Source organism: Eudoraea sp. (assembly GCF_039969275.1).
Taxonomy (GTDB): Bacteria; Bacteroidota; Bacteroidia; order Flavobacteriales; family Flavobacteriaceae; genus Eudoraea.
Genome location: NZ_JBDVOC010000003.1, coordinates 590,237 through 608,550, shown reverse-complemented (window position 1 = coordinate 608,550; position 18,314 = coordinate 590,237). Strand labels below are relative to the sequence as shown.

General features: G+C 37.7%; 17 protein-coding genes and 1 tRNA gene. 7 read left to right on the top strand and 11 right to left on the bottom strand.

All coding sequences use genetic code 11. From position 1 onward, the window contains the following. Window positions 1-19 precede the first annotated feature (19 nt). A complete protein-coding gene (locus ABJH90_RS03610) occupies window positions 20-826 on the bottom strand; it encodes a PhzF family phenazine biosynthesis protein (protein ID WP_348142587.1) in 807 nt (268 codons plus the stop codon). A 139-nt stretch (window positions 827-965) separates the two neighbouring features. Here ABJH90_RS03610 and ABJH90_RS03605 point away from each other — a divergent pair, with 139 nt between their 5' ends. After that, entirely contained in the window at window positions 966-1,319 is a 354-nt protein-coding gene (locus ABJH90_RS03605) for a phage integrase N-terminal SAM-like domain-containing protein (protein ID WP_348142584.1), read from the top strand. A 408-nt stretch (window positions 1,320-1,727) separates the two neighbouring features. Here ABJH90_RS03605 and ABJH90_RS03600 read toward each other — a convergent pair. Continuing rightward, a tRNA-Ser gene (locus ABJH90_RS03600) sits at window positions 1,728-1,812 on the bottom strand. A 185-nt stretch (window positions 1,813-1,997) separates the two neighbouring features. Between ABJH90_RS03600 and ABJH90_RS03595 the strand changes: the two genes are divergently transcribed. From ABJH90_RS03595 to ABJH90_RS03585, 3 genes are read left to right on the top strand one after another with little or no spacing between them, the layout of a single operon-like run. Next, window positions 1,998-2,753 carry a sulfite exporter TauE/SafE family protein gene (locus ABJH90_RS03595; RefSeq protein ID WP_348142581.1) on the top strand — a complete coding sequence of 252 codons (756 nt, stop codon included), beginning with the start codon at window positions 1,998-2,000 and terminating at the stop codon, window positions 2,751-2,753. A gap of 7 nt (window positions 2,754-2,760) precedes the next feature. Continuing rightward, the gene (locus tag ABJH90_RS03590) at window positions 2,761-3,396 is read left to right on the top strand and encodes a nitroreductase family protein (RefSeq protein ID WP_348142578.1); all 636 of its coding nucleotides are present in this window, start codon (window positions 2,761-2,763) and stop codon (window positions 3,394-3,396) included. 60 nt (window positions 3,397-3,456) lie between these two features. Next, a complete protein-coding gene (locus tag ABJH90_RS03585) occupies window positions 3,457-4,650 on the top strand; it encodes a DegT/DnrJ/EryC1/StrS family aminotransferase (protein ID WP_348142575.1) in 1,194 nt (397 codons plus the stop codon). Between the two features lie 12 nt (window positions 4,651-4,662). Here the strand turns inward: ABJH90_RS03585 and ribB are convergent, their stop codons facing one another. The 8 genes from ribB to ABJH90_RS03545 form a co-directional block, all read right to left on the bottom strand. Then, the gene (gene ribB / locus ABJH90_RS03580; RefSeq protein ID WP_348338040.1) at window positions 4,663-5,793 is read right to left on the bottom strand and encodes a 3,4-dihydroxy-2-butanone-4-phosphate synthase; all 1,131 of its coding nucleotides are present in this window, start codon (window positions 5,791-5,793) and stop codon (window positions 4,663-4,665) included. An 8-nt stretch (window positions 5,794-5,801) separates the two neighbouring features. Then, window positions 5,802-7,289: an LptF/LptG family permease gene (locus ABJH90_RS03575; RefSeq protein ID WP_348142795.1), complete on the bottom strand. Its 1,488-nt coding sequence runs from the start codon at window positions 7,287-7,289 to the stop codon at window positions 5,802-5,804. Window positions 7,290-7,314: 25 nt separating this feature from the next. Continuing rightward, window positions 7,315-7,959 carry an outer membrane lipoprotein carrier protein LolA gene (locus tag ABJH90_RS03570; RefSeq protein WP_348142569.1) on the bottom strand — a complete coding sequence of 215 codons (645 nt, stop codon included), beginning with the start codon at window positions 7,957-7,959 and terminating at the stop codon, window positions 7,315-7,317. A 3-nt stretch (window positions 7,960-7,962) separates the two neighbouring features. Further along, on the bottom strand, window positions 7,963-10,320 hold the full coding sequence (locus ABJH90_RS03565; RefSeq protein ID WP_348142566.1) for a DNA translocase FtsK 4TM domain-containing protein: 2,358 nt from the start codon (window positions 10,318-10,320) through the stop codon (window positions 7,963-7,965). A gap of 63 nt (window positions 10,321-10,383) precedes the next feature. After that, entirely contained in the window at window positions 10,384-10,749 is a 366-nt protein-coding gene (locus ABJH90_RS03560) for a diacylglycerol kinase family protein (protein WP_348142563.1), read from the bottom strand. Further along, on the bottom strand, window positions 10,742-11,248 hold the full coding sequence (gene tpx, locus ABJH90_RS03555; protein ID WP_348142560.1) for a thiol peroxidase: 507 nt from the start codon (window positions 11,246-11,248) through the stop codon (window positions 10,742-10,744). The genes ABJH90_RS03560 and tpx overlap by 8 nt, the downstream gene beginning before the upstream one ends. Window positions 11,249-11,355: 107 nt before the next feature. Then, on the bottom strand, window positions 11,356-12,843 hold the full coding sequence (gene nhaC, locus ABJH90_RS03550) for a Na+/H+ antiporter NhaC (RefSeq protein WP_348142557.1): 1,488 nt from the start codon (window positions 12,841-12,843) through the stop codon (window positions 11,356-11,358). 56 nt (window positions 12,844-12,899) lie between these two features. Beyond that, window positions 12,900-14,135 (bottom strand): aminotransferase class I/II-fold pyridoxal phosphate-dependent enzyme, encoded by a 1,236-nt coding sequence (locus ABJH90_RS03545; protein ID WP_348142555.1) that lies wholly within the window; start codon window positions 14,133-14,135, stop codon window positions 12,900-12,902. 153 nt (window positions 14,136-14,288) lie between these two features. On the opposite strand from ABJH90_RS03545, the gene ABJH90_RS03540 reads away from it, so the two are divergent. Both ABJH90_RS03540 and lpdA read left to right on the top strand, forming a co-directional pair. Then, entirely contained in the window at window positions 14,289-14,750 is a 462-nt protein-coding gene (locus ABJH90_RS03540) for an Lrp/AsnC family transcriptional regulator (RefSeq protein ID WP_348142552.1), read from the top strand. Window positions 14,751-14,881: 131 nt separating this feature from the next. Next, window positions 14,882-16,288, top strand: a complete 1,407-nt coding sequence (lpdA, locus tag ABJH90_RS03535; RefSeq protein WP_348142549.1) for a dihydrolipoyl dehydrogenase — start codon at window positions 14,882-14,884, stop codon at window positions 16,286-16,288. 71 nt (window positions 16,289-16,359) lie between these two features. Here the strand turns inward: lpdA and ABJH90_RS03530 are convergent, their stop codons facing one another. Beyond that, window positions 16,360-17,544 (bottom strand): acyltransferase family protein, encoded by a 1,185-nt coding sequence (locus tag ABJH90_RS03530; protein ID WP_348142546.1) that lies wholly within the window; start codon window positions 17,542-17,544, stop codon window positions 16,360-16,362. Window positions 17,545-17,668: 124 nt separating this feature from the next. Here ABJH90_RS03530 and ABJH90_RS03525 point away from each other — a divergent pair, with 124 nt between their 5' ends. Beyond that, complete coding sequence (locus tag ABJH90_RS03525) at window positions 17,669-18,202, top strand: NAD(P)H-dependent oxidoreductase (protein WP_348142543.1); 534 nt, start codon at window positions 17,669-17,671, stop codon at window positions 18,200-18,202. Window positions 18,203-18,314 lie beyond the last annotated feature (112 nt).

Sequence of the window (18,314 nt, the reverse complement as noted above, 5' to 3'; positions counted from 1 at the left end):
TATACCTTGTTATATGCTTTTATATATTCATTTCTCCTTCAAGTACTATCCTTGCGTTACTTCTAACCTCCAATTCTGTATTGCTGATTATTTTTAGTTTTAGAGATCCTCCACGGTCTGATACTTGAAAGGCTGACATTTCTTTTTTATTTAGAATATCACTCCAATATTTTGCTAAAACAGAATGAGATGCACCAGTTACTGGGTCTTCGTTAATTCCAATCCAAGGGCAGAAACACCTTGAGTAAAAGTCATAATCTTTATCTTGTGATTTTGAGGTTATAACAACTTCTTTTATCGTTTCAGAACTCTCAACAACCTTTTGATAATTTGGTTTTATATTCAATAGTGTTTGTTTGTCTTTGACTTCAATAATAAGCATATCTAGATCTTTAGAAAATCGTGTCGAAATGATGTTTTCTAAACCAAAGGCATCATTTAGTTTTTGATTAGGAATGTATTCTGTCGTTTCATATAATGGAAACAACATTTTTATATATTCGTTTTCAAGTTTAGCGTTTAATTGCAATCCTTTATATGTGGTAAAATCAACAGTCTGATTATTGAGCTTATCTAAAATTATTTTTGAAGCCGCTAAAGTGGCGTGACCACAAAAATCGATTTCTACAGTTGGAGTAAAATATCTTATCGAAAACTGATTTTTTTTAGTTTTTAACAAAAAAGCCGTTTCTGATAAATTTAATTCAGTTGCAATTGACTGCATTATTTCAATATCAACAGATTCTTCTAATAAACATACTCCAGCAGGATTTCCTTTAAAAGGGATATTTGTAAAAGAATCTACAATGAAAGTTTTGATTTTCATATTTATAATGATTTTTCGTGCAATTGCATATAACGTTGCGATAAAGTTAATTCTTTAATCTTTCATATTATAGTTTCTAATATCCGCCGTATAGTCATATATTAGTTAGTATTGCTAAAATTTTAAGATAACTTCCAAAATGTTGGATAAAGATACTTTTCAAAAATTTGATGAACTGTTACGGTTAAAACGCTATAGCCCAAATACAATTAAGACATATGTCAATATGGTTGTAATGTTTCAAAAATTTATCGGCGAATCTCCAATAGAGCGGTTAAACAAAGAATACATTTTAATATCAATAATTAAGTTAATCAAACATAAAGATTATAGTACGGCATCACATAAACAATTGATAGGTGCATTGAATATATTTTATCGCGATTTATTTAATAGACCTATGGATTTTTCGGCAATTTATCCTGCTAGAAAAGAATATACACTTCCCGAATTCCTATCAAAGGAAGAGGGATTACCTTCGGTGTGCCCTTAATCACCGCACCTTACAATAAAGCTCAAAATTGCCTTTGCAATTTATTGCCTTTTCATTTTAGTTCACTTATCCAAACTTTGTTTGGAACATTTCTAAAATAAAAAGCCCAATTCCTTTTCAGAAATTGAGCTTTGCTCTAAGCGGAGGAAGAGGGATTCACTTCGTGCATCCCTAAAAAGTAATCCTGGGCAAGCATAAAAACCAACCCAAGCTAGCGCTTGTCTGTTTTTTGATCCTTCAACCACTTCATTCTAATAAGGGATTCACTTCGTGCATCCCTACAACCTCAGATCCTGCAAATGTAACTTCCAATCCTTGCAGGATTGACATCTTAAAATTAAAAATCCCATTCAAGCGAGCTTGATGGGATTTTTTTCTTTCAAGCTGTAATGAAGTTACGCTTGATTGCGGAGGAAGAGGGATTCGAACCCCCGGAGGTGTGACCCTCAACAGTTTTCAAGACTGCCGCATTCGACCACTCTGCCATTCCTCCAGTAATCTAAAAAGAGTCTTGGTTTTCAAGGTACCGCTCCCGATAGCTATCGGGACGACCACTCTGCCATTCCTCCTAAATGCGAGCGCAAATATACTAACCTTTTTTATACCTGAAAAAGTTTGTCTGCGATTTTCTTCCACCGTTTATAGTATTATTTATTTGTGACATCCTATTTTTGCCCCATGGAAGAATGGTATCACTATGTACTGCTCGTACTAGTTGGATTTGTAGTAGGATTTATTAATACAGTTGCGGGCGGGGCATCATTAATTTCATTGCCTTTTTTGATCTTTTTAGGATTACCGCCTAGCGTGGCCAATGGTACAAACAGGGTGGCTATTGCAATACAAACTGCTATAGGTGTAGCCGGATTTAAAAGTAAAGGGGTCTCCACTTTTCCATTCAATATTTATTTGGGCATCTCAGCGTTTTTCGGGTCGATATTGGGAGCAAGCATTGCTGTGGATATTAAAGGTGAAACATTCAATAAAATTTTAGCTATTATCATGCTCGCAGTAGTGTTGATAATTGTTTTTAAACCTAAAGTAAGCCTTCAGGATCTTACAGAAAGGGTTACCGGCAAGTATTTATGGGTAGGTGTTATTGTTTTTTTCTTTATTGGAATTTATGGTGGGTTTATCAATGCCGGAATTGGCTTTGTAATTCTATTGTTTTTACATTATTTTAATCATATGACTCTGGTAAGAGCTAACGCTACAAAAGTGGCGGTTGTCTTTATCTATACACTTTCAGCTCTTGCCGTCTTTATTTATAACGATAAGGTAATATGGAAGGTTGGTTTGGTATTAGCTATCGGTAACGGGGCAGGTGCGTGGTTGTCCAGTAGAATATCAGTTGGGAAAGGCGATGGCTATGTAAAAATGTTTTTGGTATTTATGGTCATAATTATGGCAATCAAATTATGGTTTTTTAATTAAAAAATAAATGACAGATATAATTAAGGATTTGGAATGGCGTTACGCGGTAAAAAAGTTTGATTCTTCTAAAGAGATAGAAGTTGCTAAACTGGAAAGAATAAAAAAAGCATTTAATCTTACCGCAACTTCATATGGCTTACAACCAATAAAAATGGTAGTGCTAAAAAATAAAGACCTGCAGGAACAATTGGTTGAATTTTCATTTGGTCAGATGCAGGTTGCCCAGGCCTCACATGTTCTGATTTTGTGCATAGAGAAAAAAATAGATGCCGACTATATCTCCAGTTATTTTAAAAAGGTAAAGGAAATTAGAGGAACAAGTGATTCTGTTTTAGAACCATTTAAGAATGCATTAGTAAGTGAATTTACCAAAATGGATACTAAACAAATTCAGCAATGGGCTATTAATCAGGTTTATTTGGCCATGGGAAATTTACTTACCATTTGTGCAGCAGAACAAATTGATGCCTGCCCTATGGAAGGTTTTCTTCCCGAAAGCTATGATGAATTACTAAATCTGAGTTCTAAAGGTCTGTGTTCTGTTTTGGCACTTCCAATCGGATATCGTGCGGAGGATGATATGTTTTCCGGATTTAAGAAGGTCAGACGGGATATGGAAAATAGTATTATTTATATATCTTAGGCGTGGAATTTGAAAAAAGTACCGAGAGTAAATCATTGTAATAATAAATAAGATACGGTTATGCCAGGTTTTGAACTATTTGGGGATAAAGAAAGAAATCAAGTAAAGGACGTCCTGGATTCCGGGGTACTCATGCGCTACGGGTTTGATGGCATGCGTAATAACCACTGGAAGGCATTGGAGCTTGAAAAGGAGCTGGCAGAACGAATGCAAACAAAGCATGCACAGCTAGTGAGTAGTGGTACGGCCGCTTTAACTGTTGCCCTGGCAAGTGCTGGAATAGGAGCAGGGGATGAGGTTATCATCCCGAGTTTCACATTTGTGGCCAGTTTTGAATCTATTCTAGCTTTAGGCGCAATTCCTGTTATGGTTGATATTGATGATACACTTACCCTGGACCCCTCCGCTGTTGAGAAAGCTATTAGTCCACATACCAAAGTTATTATGCCGGTTCACATGTGCGGGTCTATGGCCGATTTAGGTGCCTTAAAAGCAATTTGTGACAGACATAAGCTTATTTTACTTGAAGATGCCTGCCAGGCAATAGGAGGAACCTATGATGGAAAACCTTTGGGAAGTATTGGTGATCTGGGTTGTTTTTCATTTGATTATGTAAAAACAATTACTTGCGGTGAAGGTGGGGCCCTGATAACTAATAACGAAACGTACTTTAAAAATGCTGATCATTATTCAGATCACGGACATGATCATGTAGGCAACGACAGGGGAGCTGAAAGCCATCCTTTTCTGGGTTATAATTACCGGATTTCTGAATTGCACGCTGCTGTTGGTTTAGCTCAAATTGCGCGTCTGGATGATTTTCTTGCAATTCAGAAGAGAAATTATTCAGTTTTAAGAAACGCTCTGGAGCCCGTTGAGGGAGTCAGCTTCAGAAGAGTACCTGAAGGTGGTGTTGAGAATTATTCATTTCTGAGTTTTTACCTACCATCAGAGACCATCACCCAAAAAGCACATGCGGCATTGAGCGCTGCTGGCGTTGATGCTTGTTTTTACTGGTATAATAACAATTGGCACTATTATAAGAAATGGGATCATCTTAGAACCATGAAATCCTTAGCTCCAGTGGCAAGAGAAGTCCTGGATGGAATTCCTGATTATCCTGAGACTCATTTCAAACAATCAGATCATTGGATGGGCAGAACGATATCTTGTCTAATAAAACTCGGATGGGATGAGGATGAAGTAGCCAAAAGAGCCGAATTGATGGCCGCAACTATAAAAAAGGAATTGTAAACCTTAATTTAATTAATAGGGAGAATAATCTACTATCTCAAGGCCATAACCAACAATTCCAACTCTTTTAGCCTGGTCACTATTGGTCATAAGCCGCATTTTGGTAATATTCAAATCGTGCAGTATTTGCGCTCCAATACCAAAATCACGAGTATCCATTTCTATCTTAGGAGCTTTGACAATTCCATTTTTTTGGTTTTCCTGTAACCCTTTTAAACGTTTAAGAAGATTATAAGACTGACTTTGTTGATTTATAAATACTATGGCTCCCTTACCTGCTTCATTAAGCGCTTTAAACATATCATCTAATTTCTTGTCAGCATTATGCGTTAGGGTACCCAGGATGTCATTATTTACTAAAGTAGAGTTTATCCTTGTAAGCACAGGATCGTCAAGCTTCCAGCTACCTTTAGTAAGTGCGAGATGAACCTGTTCGTTAGTAGTTTGCTGATAGGCATGTAAGGTAAAATGCCCGAAGCGGGTTTCTACTTCAAATTCCTCCCTTTTAACTATCAGGCTATCGTGGCGCATTCTGTAGGCAACGAGGTCTTCAATGGAAACAAGCTTAAGATCAAATTTGCGGGCAACTTCCACCAGATGCGGCAATCGAGCCATTGTACCATCTTCATTTAGAATTTCTACCAGGATCCCGGCAGCTTCAAATCCCGCCAATCGGGCTAAATCTACTGCAGCTTCAGTATGACCGGTTCTTCTTAGAACCCCTCCATTCTTGGCTCGCAAAGGGAAGATATGTCCTGGCCTCCCCAAATCATGTGGCCTTGTGGTATTATTTACAAGGGCCTTTATTGTTTTTGCTCTGTCCTGTACAGAAATTCCTGTAGTACAACCATGTCCTATTAAATCTACAGATACAGTAAATTGAGTATGATGTAAGACCGTATTGTTCTCTACCATCATTGATAAATCCAACTCCTCACAACGTTCTTCTGTAAGTGGCGCACATATAAGTCCGCGTCCGTGCTTAGACATGAAGTTGATCATTTCTGGTGTAACAGCTTCAGCGGCAGCAATAAAATCGCCTTCATTCTCGCGATTTTCATCATCTACAACTATAATCACCTTTCCATTCCGTATATCTGTAATGGCCTCTTCAATAGTATTTAATTGAATTTTATCTTCCATAGCTGCAATCATGATGCTGTAACTTTATTTTTCTTTCTAAAAAAATCTTTTATTTTTTCAATAAGGTGCCCAAAATCCATTAGCCCTCTGTCGGCAGTTGCTCTTTTGGTCAAATAAACGCCCAAAGGTAACATTATTAGAGTAGAAAGCCATGCTCCAAGTATAGGATGAATATTTCCCTCTTTTGCATAATTACCTGCAAATACTCCGATAAAATAATAGGTCAAAAACAGCACAATAGCTATAACCATTGGCAAACCAAGTCCTCCTTTGCGAATAATTGCTCCAAGGGGTGCACCTACAAAAAACAGAATTATACAGGAAAGAGCAAGGGCGAATTTTTTATGTAAGGACAATATATGCATATTGTATATTTTATATCGCCGTTGTAATTCTTCTTTTTTACCAAGCACAGAATTTAAAATATTTGAGACCGAATTTTTTGCTGCACTTACGACTTGTAGTCTTCTGTGTTCCCTGAAAAGATCCAATACATTATCTATCTGCAAGGTATCTATTTTCTGAATTGGCAATATCTCCTTTTTTTTGTTTTTTACCACTGTGTCCAAAACAATTTTAGATTGAGTGCTTTTTTGTGTAGTATCAACCTGAGATATTGGAAGAAATATACCCATTCTATTAGTTATGTTCTTAGAAAAAGCAGCAACTATTTTCACATTATTTTCCCGTAAAGAATCGATATCCTTATTGAGTCTGGATACATTTTTCATCTTATCAGTTCGTACATTTCGCTCTTCTTCCAGATCCTGAACATTGTCTGGAATTTCAATATTTATGATATAGGTCTCAAAATTAGACCGGGCAAATGGTGATTTATCCTTGCCTGACCCACTTTTTGCCACAATTTCTTCATAATAATGACCATCAGTCAGGACCAATTGTATGATATCAGATCCCTGACTACTTCTTAGTTCACCTGTTTTGGCTTTAATAACCGTATTATTTTTCTGAAGATTTGTCTTTTTATGAATGACTACATCTTTGAGGTATTTATCATTCTCGCCATACTTTTGATCTACTTTAATATTAATGCCTTCAACATCACTAAAAACACCTTCTACGATCACCGCTGCAGGTTTTACTGTTGCAATATTTCGCCTAAGGTTATAGATTTTTTGTTCAGAAGCCGGAATTACGCTATTCGCAAAGAAAAAAGCTACCCCACCGAGAATAGTAACTAAAATTATCAGGGGTAACATTGCTCTTTGCAGGGAAATTCCTGAAGCCTTCATTGCGGCAAATTCATAATTCTCGGCTAAAGCTCCAAATGTTAATATTGAAGAGAGCAGTACTGTAAGAGGCAGTACTTTTTCTGTTAGGTTTGGTAATAAGTAAAAAAGGAATTTACCAATGATTATAATATCCAGTCCTTTACCCGCCAAATCATCAATGAACAGCCATATCGTCTGAAAGATGAAGATAAACATCAATATCAGGAATGAACTAAAAAAATTATAAAGAAATTGCTTTAAAATGTACTTATCTAATATCCGCAATGGTCTAGTTTCTTATGATGTAGTACCCTTCTTCTTTGTACTTGTTTTCATCAAAAGTAAATAAGGTTTTTGATAATTGCTGATCAGTTTTAAAAGAATTAACAGTAATGGTAGTAATTGTGCCGTTCTTACCGGTTTCAATTAATTTATAAATATGCTTGGTTTCTACATCAATGCCCAGCAGAATAGATGTTATTTCAGAATTTGAATCAATAGGGATGAGCTTGACAAACTGAATTTTTCTGCCCTGAACATTCTGCAATATATCCCATTCATAGTTATGACCTGTCTTATAGAAAGTCAGCATTTTGGAAGGTGTTATGGTATTTTCCTCTTCAGATTTATCTTCTATAGTAACTTCTTCATTTTCCGGAACTATAGTATATACTTTAGCACCATCGTATAATTGTTGTGACCCTAAATAATTAAAAAGGTACTTTTCGCCTTCCAGTGTGACATCGCCACGGGTCTCCTGATCTACATCTGCCTCCGAATTGTGTAACGCAAATTTGAAATTTACCGCAATATTATCATAACTCTTAACTTTAGAATAGACTTCATCCAGAAGAGCCTTTGCTTTATCTGAAGATTGGGCCTGAGCAAAAATGGTCGTAAAAACCAATGCCACGATAAGAATAGAATATTTCATTTTTTATTTTATTTCATTACTTAATAACTGGTCCAAAGCGTAAATATCGGAAACCAGCACTTGCCTCGCCTTGCTTCCTTCAAAGGGTCCGACAATTCCTGCTGCTTCCAGCTGGTCTATTATTCTACCAGCCCTGTTGTATCCTAATTTTAACTTGCGTTGTATTAGAGATGCAGAGCCCTGTTGTGCATTAACTATTACTTCTGCTGCCTCTCTGAACAAAGCATCCCGGTCAGAAATATCATAATCAATACCTGTGCCAGAATCATCACCAACATATTCCGGTAATAGGTGCGCTTCAGGGTATGCCCGTTGTGAACCAATGAATTCTGTAATTTTTGCCACTTCCGGTGTATCAACAAATGCGCATTGAAGCCTGGTAATATCATTACCCTGGGTGAAAAGCATGTCACCCCGTCCAATTAGTTGATCAGCTCCCTGGGTATCCAAAATAGTCCTTGAATCTATTTTGGAAGTCACCCGAAACGCAAGCCTGGCCGGAAAATTCGCCTTAATTAACCCTGTAATGACATTTACTGATGGTCTTTGTGTTGCAATTACCAAATGGATGCCTATAGCCCTTGCCAACTGCGCTAACCTTGCTATCGGTGTTTCTACTTCTTTCCCGGCAGACATTATCAGATCGGCAAATTCATCAATAATCAATACAATATAAGGCAAAAATTTATGGCCGTCGTTTGGATTAAGCTTTCTGGCCTTAAACTTTACATTGTATTCTTTAATATTTCTAACCATGGCCAACTTAAGCATTTCATAACGGTTGTCCATTTCTATACACAAAGAGTTTAAGGTATGAATTACCTTGGTATTATCGGTTATTATAGCCTCTTCAGAATCCGGAAGTTTAGCCAAATAGTGCCTTTCAATTTTATTATACAAGGTAAGTTCCACCTTTTTTGGATCAACAAGGATAAATTTTACCTCTGCAGGATGCTTCTTATAAAGCAAAGAAGTTAAAACCGCATTTAGACCAACAGACTTACCCTGACCTGTTGCACCGGCCATAAGCAAGTGAGGCATTTTTGCTAAATCTACCACAAAGGTTTCGTTACTAATGGTCTTACCAAAAGCTATTGGTAATTCCATTTCAGCTTTTTGGAATTTGCTGGACGCTATGACAGAACGCATAGAGACAACAGAAGGATTTTTGTTTGGAACTTCAATTCCGATAGTTCCTTTGCCTGGTATTGGTGCTATAATTCTTATACCTAAAGCAGCCAGAGACAAGGCAATATCATCTTCCAAATTCTTTATTTTTGAAATACGCACCCCTGCAACAGGTACAATTTCATACAAAGTAACAGTTGGTCCAATGGTAGCCTTTATTTGTCCAATGCCTATTTTGTAATTTTTTAATGTCTCAACAATCTTGTTTTTATTTTCCTCAAGTTCTTCCTGATTTATAGTGATACCTCCGGATGCTCCATGTGGATCAAGCAGGTCGAGATGTGGAAACTTATAGTTGGCCAGCTCCAAAGTAGGATCAAATTCACCAAAATCTGCCACCAATTTATCAGAGAGAATATCCTTTTCTTCTTTTTCTTCGGTAATTTTCTCTACTTCCATTTTTATGGAATCTTCCTTAGCAGGGGTCTTCGAAGTATTCGCTTTATCATCAGGATTCTCTACTTCAGTGACCAATGGTGGAATATCCTCCTTATGCGTATAAGTGTCAATGACTATAGGGACCTCTTTATCAACATCCATTAGGATCTCTTCTCCACCACCATTTTGAAATTCGGTAGCCAGAGATTTAGACTTCCGTTTAAAAAAGTCGGCAATACCCTCAGGAGAGAACTTAAACAGACGAACAAGAATAACGGTAAGCCCAAATAACAAAAGCAATAAAACGCCAATTTTGCCTGTATAATCCTGTAAAAAGTCATTCATTTCAAATCCTACCAAACCTCCCAATAAAGGACGTTCATAAGCGAAAAAACCAAGGGCTATTGAGATCCATATAACAAAAACCAGTCCCCAAATCCACTTACTTAACAATCCTTTTTTATCAAGATTTAAAAACATGTACAAGCCTGTAATGCATAACAAAATGGGAAAAATAAAAGAGGCCACCCCAAACCCTCTATACATGAAGAAGTGGCTAACGCTTGCCCCAAATTTATTCAGTAAATTATTTGCCTGTTCGTTTCTATCTGTAAATTCGGTAAGAAGGCTTTGGTCTGCCTGCCATGAGAAGTAAAAGGAGGTAAATGAAAAAAAGAGGGCAATGCTGAGCAATACCAACAGGCTTCCCAGGATTATTTTATTTTGTTTGGACAACTTAAAAGAAAAACCTTTTTTAGAAGAAGCTGGTTTTGATTTTTTTCTCTTCTTTGCCATTTAATCATCTATTCTTTGGGGTAAAAATACAAATTTACAGAGGAAGGACTATCTACAAACGTCCTAAATAATTTTTGGACCATAGATGATTAAACCAACAATGGATGCGGCTAGTGAAACCAGCATAACAGCTCCTGCTGAAATGTCCTTGATAAATCCAATTTTCTCATCAAATTCGGGCTGTATATAATCTGACATTTTTTCAATTGCTGTATTCAGGCCTTCAACACCAAGAACCAGGGCAATTGCGAATATCTGTAAAATCCATTCGGTTTGTGATATTTCAAAATAAAACCCGGCAACGGTCATTATACCTGCAATGACTACCTGGATTTGGATACTACTCTCCGTACGGACTAAAAGCCATGCTCCGCGAAAAGCATACCCAATTCCTTTTATCCGGCCTACAATCAGATTTTCTTTAGGCATCCATTAAAGCTTCAAGGGCTGCTTTGTAGTTTGGCTCTTCCACAGTTTCCTGTACCTGCTCGGTATAAATTACCTTACCATCCTCGTTTAAGACTACAATCGCTCTTGAAAGTAAGCCCTGAATTGGGCCATCTATATATTCCAGACCATAGGATTTTCCAAAATTCCAATCTTTAAAGTCAGACAGTGTTTCTACATTATCAATTCCTTCTGCTCCACAAAATCTATTCATAGCAAAAGGCAAATCTCTGGAAATGCATAAAACCAACGTATTATCCAGCTCTGCTGCCTCTAAATTGAACTGACGAACAGAATTGGCGCAAGTTCCGGTGTCTAAACTGTGAAATATATTCATTACCACCTTCTTTCCTTTGTAATCAGACAGCGTAGTAGTTGACAAGTCGCTTTTTGCTAAATTAAAATCGGGGGCAGAGCTCCCAATCTCAGGGAGATTACCTGATGTATGAATTGCATTTCCCTTAAGTGTTACAGTAGCCATTTTGTAATTTTTAAAATTCTGTGTGAAATTAAAAAATAAATAATTGAAATAATAGGCGAACGATGGAAAAGTTAAATATCGTTCCGTTAAATATTTGGTTTACTTATTCAGGAAGCCTTTGCAGAGGCCAAATGCTTAATTTTTATTCCCAAAGCAGCAAAGAACAGCGTGGTGATTGGACTTAACCAATTGAAGATAGCAAAGAAGAAATAATCTGCAACACTTACTCCTAATACCCCGCTATGATATGCTCCGCATGTATTCCAGGGGATAAGTACAGAGGTTACCGTTCCGGAGTCTTCCAGGGTCCTGCTCAAATTTTCAGGAGCTAACCCCCGGTCTTCATATGCCTTTGCAAACATTTTGCCCGGAACTACAATGGCAAGGTACTGATCAGATGCCGTAACGTTAAGTGCAAGACAGCTCCCTACTGTACTTGCAAAAAGCCCGAATGTTGTCTTGGCCAACCCAAGCAACGACTTAGTAATCCTAGATAAGGCGCCTATTCCATCCATAATACCACCAAATACCATGGCACAAACAATGAGCCATATGGTACCTAACATCCCAGACATACCTTTTGCAGTAAATAAATCGTTAAGTGCCGGGTTATCTGTGGCTATTGAGGTTTTAACTGTAATCGCATTCAATATTCCTTTATAGCCAGATTCAAAACTCAATTCTTTTGCTCCTGTAATTCCTGCCACGATATCGGGTTGGAACCACAAAGCGAAAACACCACCAAGTAAAGTACCTATGAGCAAGGCTACAAGTGGCGGAGCTTTTTTTACAATCATAAAAATCACGGCTAATGGAACCAGAAACAACCAGCCATTTATGGTGAAGGCTGCATCAATTGAGTTCAGAATGCTTTCTGTGTCTGCTAAACCCGTAGTCTCCAGATTCAGGCCTATAATTACAAATATCAGTAAGGTAATGGAAATTGTTGGAATGGTGGTATAGGTCATATATCTGATATGACCAAATAATTCTCCACCAGCCATGGCAGGGGCAAGGTTTGTAGTATCACTCAAGGGCGACATCTTATCACCAAAATAAGCGCCCGAGAGAGCTGCACCGGCGGTCATACCCATAGGAATTCCCAGGGCATCCCCAATCCCTATAAGAGCAATACCAACAGTTGCCGAGGTAGTCCAGCTGCTGCCTGTCGCAATTGAAATTATGGCGCAAATAATTAAACTTGCGCCCAGGAATATGGTAGGGTTAAGAATTTGAAGGCCATAATAGATCATTGCCGGGATAATCCCGCTTATCATCCAGGTTCCTGCCAGCGCACCTACCATCAAGAGTATTAATAAAGCACCAGTAGTGGACTTTACATTTTCGGCCACTTCAGCCAACATCTGTTTATAGGTAGTTTTGTTAAAAAAACCAACAATAGCGGCAACAGCACCGCCCAATAATAAAATAAACTGATTAGAACCACTGATGGCATCGTCTCCGAAAACATAGACATTGTAAGCGAGCATGCCCACAAGAGCAATAACAGGGATTAATGCCTCCCAGATATTTAATTCCCGGTTTTCAACAATATGCTCCTGCTGTCTGTATTTATTGGATTTTTTATCGGCCATAAAGTTTGGTTAGTTGATTCGTAATATTACAACTTTGGCCGCTGTTCTGCAAACGCCTAAATCATCAATGCAACAGGAAATGCGACTTTATGGTCCAGGATGTGCAGACTTTGCATACATTCTTTCATTAATTTATATGTTCTCTTTACATCGTTATCCAAGCCAATAGAAAATCGTATTAGTCCATCCGATAAGCCCATAGATTTTTGCTCTTCCAAAGGGATTTCCGATGAAGTGGATGTGCCGGGAGCACTAAACAGCGTTTTATAGAACCCAAGACTAACAGCCAAATAACCAAGGTTTTTTTTCTGCATTAACTCCATCAGGTTATTTGCATTTTCAAGGCTGCCTACGTCTAAGGTCATAATCCCACCATATCCATATTCACTAACGATCTGTTTTTTCATAGTAAGGTACCCGGGATGTGATTTAAGCCCCGGATACACCACCCTAAGGCCGTCTTTCTCAAACTTTTTGGCCAGGTATAGTGCATTTTCGCTATGCTTTTTCATTCTTATATGAAGCGTTCTCATATTTTTTAAAATAAAAGAGGCCCGGAGGCTATCAAGAGTACTGCCCAGAAGCATCCCGGCTCCATCATGCACATCCTTAAGGCTGAGGCAAAACTCCTTCGTCCCGCAAACTGCCCCTGCAACACTATCACTGGTTCCATTTATAAATTTAGTAAGGCTGTGGATCACAATCTCCGCCCCTAATTTTCCCGGAGCAATCGATAAAGGAGAAAAAGTATTGTCCACAACCAGAGGAATATTATACTTTTTAGCCAATCTGGATAGCGCTTTTATATCAGCTACTTCCAATAAAGGGTTGCTTATAGATTCACAGAATATCATTTTGGTGTCAGCAGTAATGGCCTTTTCTACAATATCAATTTTTGTAATGTCTACAAACGAGGTATTGATATTGAATTTCCTGAGAAAATTTTTCATAAAAGCATACGTGCCTCCATAAATAGTCCGGCTACTGACAATATGATCCGCAGAATTGCATAATTGCAGGATAACGGCTGTAATTGCTCCCATGCCACTTGCGGTGACATTCGCCGTTTCTGTCCCTTCGAGAGCAGCAAGAGCTTCTCCCAAATATAGATTGGAAGGAGAGGAGTGCCGGCTATATAAGTAACAACCTTCTGTATTCCCTTCAAACGTATCGAACATTGTTTTGGCAGAAAGGAAGGTATAAGTAGATGAATCGGATATAGACGGATTTACACCCCCGAATTCACCAAAATTGTGTAATTCCTGAATTTTGTCTGTCGCATTATGTTTCATAACAGCATAAGTTTTGTAGTGTAAAATTATTGAAATGCAGATTGAAAAACAACTATAATTGAATATAATAGAAAATAAAACTATATTTACACCTTAAAATAGAATATATATTTATAATTACATAAATCAAGCAGTTTTTAATGTAAATAAATCATGATTAAAATAGACGCAAAAGACAGGGAGTTATTGGCGCTCCTACAAGAGGATAGTAAATGGACCACCAAGGAATATGCAAACCGACTTGGACTTTCAACCACCGCCGTATATGAACGGATAAAACGCTTGGAAAAAAATGGTGTGATAACTAAATATGTTGCTTTGGTTGACAGGAATAAGGTAAACAAGGCTTTTATGGTGCTCTGTCATGTTAAACTGATTCAGCATATTAAAGATTATGTGATTCAGTTTGAAAGGGAAGTAGTTCAGTTGGAAGAAGTTTCGGAATGCCATCATATTAGCGGGGATTATGATTATATCCTTAAAGTTAATGTAAGTGATATGGAGACTTACAGAGAGTTTATGGTGACTAAGTTGACAGCTATAAAAAATATAGGAAGCACCCAGAGTTCTTTTGTTATTAATGAGGTAAAACACAGTACCGCCATACACTTTTAAATACTCTAGTAATTTGGGTTTTCTTAAGGTCTGATTCTCTTATGTCCTAAACAAAAACATTTGTACTTTTGTGATCTGATTTTCTGAATATCCGGTTATAAAACGAATCTTTTACTCTAAAAAGGAAGACTATGAATCAATATGATGTGGCCGTTATAGGCTCTGGCCCAGGTGGGTATGTTGCCGCCATAAGATGCGCACAATTGGGTATGAAAACTGCCGTAATCGAGAAATATTCAACTTTGGGAGGAACTTGTCTTAATGTAGGTTGTATTCCTTCAAAAGCGTTATTAGACTCCAGCCATCATTATGAAGATGCATTAAAACATTTTGAAGCTCACGGCATTGAAATCCCAGGAGATATAAAGATAAACCTTGAAAAAATGATCAGCCGCAAACAGGCCGTAGTAGATCAGACTACAAAGGGGATTCAGTTTTTAATGGATAAAAATAAGATTGATGTTTATGAAGGGAAAGGAAGTTTTAAGGACGCTACTCATATCACAGTAGAACCAACAAAAGGAAAACCACAGGCACTAGAAGCCAAAAATATAATCATTGCAACAGGTTCTAAACCCTCTACACTGCCTTTTATAGAGCTAGACAAGGAACGCGTTATCACTTCTACAGAGGCTTTAAAATTAAAGGAAATCCCTGCACACATGATAATTATTGGCGGTGGGGTGATTGGATTAGAATTAGGTCAGGTTTATAAGCGATTGGGCTCTGAAGTTACCGTGGTTGAGTTTATGGATAGAATTATTCCCGGTATGGATGCAGCACTTTCCAAAGAGCTTTTAAAAGTCTTAAAAAAACAAAAAGTAAAATTTCTGCTTTCACATAAGGTCAAGTCGGTTGAGCGCAAGAAGAATGAGGTAATTATTAAAGCCGATGACAAAAAAGGGGCCGAAGTGATTTTAAAAGGCGATTATTGCCTGGTGTCAGTAGGTAGGAGGCCTTATACCGATGGTTTAAATACCGAAGCCGCAGGCGTAGCATTAGATGATATGGGCAGGGTAGCAGTGAACAACAACTTACAGACCAATATTCCTAATATATATGCCATTGGTGACGTCGTTAAAGGTGCAATGCTCGCGCATAAAGCCGAAGAGGAGGGTACTATGGTAGCTGAGATTATCGCCGGTCAAAAGCCACATATTGATTATAATTTAATTCCCGGTGTTGTATATACCTGGCCGGAAGTAGCATCAGTCGGGAAAACGGAAGAAGAATTAAAAGAAGCTGGTGTAGAATATAAATCGGGTCAATTTCCAATGCGTGCATTAGGACGATCAAGAGCCAGTATGGATATCGACGGGTTTGTAAAAATTCTTGCAGATAAGAAAACAGATGAAGTCCTTGGAGTACACATGATAGGTGCCCGATGTGCCGATCTGATTGCCGAGGCAGTCACTGCTATGGAATTCAGAGCTTCAGCCGAGGATATTTCGCGTATGAGTCATGCACATCCTACCTATGCCGAGGCAGTAAAAGAAGCCGCTCTGGCCGCTACTGACGACAGAGCTCTACACATTTAATAAGCTTGGGTTTGCCTGAAAAGCTTCAGGTTTACTTGGATTAATTCGACCTAGAGTTTTGGGAGTCTTTTTTAACTCTTTACAAATCCAATGCTTCTAAGCATCCTGTAAACACCTATTTTTAGTATCCTTTGTGTATAAACTGCCCAGGGTTCCAGCTTATTTCTGAAATCTGTAAACGCAGCACTTATACCTTGTTTGATATAAGCTTCATTCCTGGCATAAAACAAGGCCAGAAAGGAGCATGCGAACATAAAAGCAATGGCCGCGGGAATCAATATAGCCGGCGATAAGGACTGATAAAAGAATCTATACAATCCAAGTCCGGTAAAACTTCCATAAAGAATAACAAAATGAATAACATAGATGGATAATGTATTCTGTCCTATTTTTAATATAGTCCTGCTTGTTATAAACTGACGCAATAACATAAATACAGCAAAGGCAATAAGTACATCTCCCAGTCTGATAAAAAGGTAATTATTTGCCGCAATAACTTCGAACAATTGTATCCCGGTTATTGATGAGATTGCTATAAACAGATCTGATGAGAAAAAGATTAGGAATATACCTGTAAGTGCAGCAATGGAAATAGCTGCAGGATATAGAGATTTAGAATTTTTATAATAGGTAAACAGATAGGAGAAAAAGCCTCCGATGGCCGTATACCCAAACCATGGAATTATGGTAAACACAGACCCGTTTGTTCTGGTAAAATAATTAGCTAATGCATCCGGTAGTATTTCAAAAGTCCAATTGGAATATATTGGTTCAAAGCTAAAAAGCAAGCAGCTTATGATAAGTAATGATAAAGGGAAGACATAATTTTTTTGTTTACTGGTGAACAAATACAAACCAATAATACCGAGGATTGACAAGCCTATAATATGCAAAACGTCAACCAGGAAGAAAGAAGGATACAATTCGCCCTTCAATAATCCAAATAGATTTAAACGGAGAAGATAACCAATGAATAATAGTTGAATACCACGTTTAATCCCCTTTTTTATTCTTGGATTGTTAAATCCTTTCTCTGGTACACGAATTAACAGATAGGTAAAAATAAAGCCCGAAACTGTAAAAAACACCGGGGCTGTAATACCCCTGAAATACCTCCAAACAGTAAATATTAAGCTGTCAGGATCCCTGAAAGAATTTTCCAGAAGCCCATCCACAAAATGCCCTTGTAGCATCATGAGGATTGCCCAGGCTCTCATAGCATCTATAAAAAATAGTCTTGCAGTTTTACTTCTCATACCTAACAACTACCCTATATACTTGTTTAACAACACCTTTGGATGTTTAAAAATGCAAAATTAGCTAAATTACTCGCAATTCAAGCTTATTTGAGGTATTTTCGTCAACTTTAAAATCTCACTTATGTCCACAATATTAGCTTTGGCCGGAAGCAACTCCTCAAAATCAATAAACTTCAAATTAGTCCAGCATACCGCGGGTTTAATTAGCGAGAAGGAGGTACAACTTTTAAATATGGCTAATTTTCCATTCCCTTTGTATAGTGAAGATAATGAGCGCGAAATGGGTTTTTCTAATTCTCTGGTAGAATTGCGCAACGATATAATGAAAGCTGATGGGGTAATTATTTCTGTAAATGAACACAACAGTAACCCTTCTGCATATTTTAAAAATGTTCTGGATTGGCTGTCACGTCTGGAAAGGAAATTTTTGGAAGATACCGAAGTATTTCTTATGTCAACCTCCCCTGGTAAGCGCGGTGGAATCGGTTCCCTGGAAATTATTGAAAAATTATTACCCAGGTTTGGTGCAACTATCAGCACAACATTTTCTTTACCCTCTTTTTACGAAAATTTTGACTCAGAGAAAGGCATCACCGATAGTGCATTTGAAGAAATGCATAAAAAGGCCCTTGCTGAGTTTTTATCTAAAGTCTAAAAGCTTTACAGATACCTCGTCTTTTTGGAATTACGAAATTCCCGCTCTTGAAACCAATTCTTTCATAGATATTGTGAAAAGATTGGTGGCGCTTGCAACTTTGATTAATTTT

Coding starts and splice junctions, on each gene's coding strand:
- ABJH90_RS03585 (WP_348142575.1), top strand. CDS start 3,457: ATGCCAGGTTTTGAACTATTTGGGGATAAAGAAAGAAATCAAGTAAAG.
- ABJH90_RS03610 (WP_348142587.1), bottom strand. CDS start 826: ATGAAAATCAAAACTTTCATTGTAGATTCTTTTACAAATATCCCTTTT.
- tpx (WP_348142560.1), bottom strand. CDS start 11,248: ATGGCTACTGTAACACTTAAGGGAAATGCAATTCATACATCAGGTAAT.
- ABJH90_RS03545 (WP_348142555.1), bottom strand. CDS start 14,135: ATGAAACATAATGCGACAGACAAAATTCAGGAATTACACAATTTTGGT.
- ABJH90_RS03530 (WP_348142546.1), bottom strand. CDS start 17,544: ATGAGAAGTAAAACTGCAAGACTATTTTTTATAGATGCTATGAGAGCC.
- ABJH90_RS03560 (WP_348142563.1), bottom strand. CDS start 10,749: ATGCCTAAAGAAAATCTGATTGTAGGCCGGATAAAAGGAATTGGGTAT.
- ABJH90_RS03540 (WP_348142552.1), top strand. CDS start 14,289: ATGATTAAAATAGACGCAAAAGACAGGGAGTTATTGGCGCTCCTACAA.
- ABJH90_RS03590 (WP_348142578.1), top strand. CDS start 2,761: ATGACAGATATAATTAAGGATTTGGAATGGCGTTACGCGGTAAAAAAG.
- ABJH90_RS03605 (WP_348142584.1), top strand. CDS start 966: ATGTTGGATAAAGATACTTTTCAAAAATTTGATGAACTGTTACGGTTA.
- ABJH90_RS03570 (WP_348142569.1), bottom strand. CDS start 7,959: ATGAAATATTCTATTCTTATCGTGGCATTGGTTTTTACGACCATTTTT.
- ABJH90_RS03525 (WP_348142543.1), top strand. CDS start 17,669: ATGTCCACAATATTAGCTTTGGCCGGAAGCAACTCCTCAAAATCAATA.
- ABJH90_RS03565 (WP_348142566.1), bottom strand. CDS start 10,320: ATGGCAAAGAAGAGAAAAAAATCAAAACCAGCTTCTTCTAAAAAAGGT.
- lpdA (WP_348142549.1), top strand. CDS start 14,882: ATGAATCAATATGATGTGGCCGTTATAGGCTCTGGCCCAGGTGGGTAT.
- ribB (WP_348338040.1), bottom strand. CDS start 5,793: ATGGAAGATAAAATTCAATTAAATACTATTGAAGAGGCCATTACAGAT.
- nhaC (WP_348142557.1), bottom strand. CDS start 12,843: ATGGCCGATAAAAAATCCAATAAATACAGACAGCAGGAGCATATTGTT.
- ABJH90_RS03595 (WP_348142581.1), top strand. CDS start 1,998: ATGGAAGAATGGTATCACTATGTACTGCTCGTACTAGTTGGATTTGTA.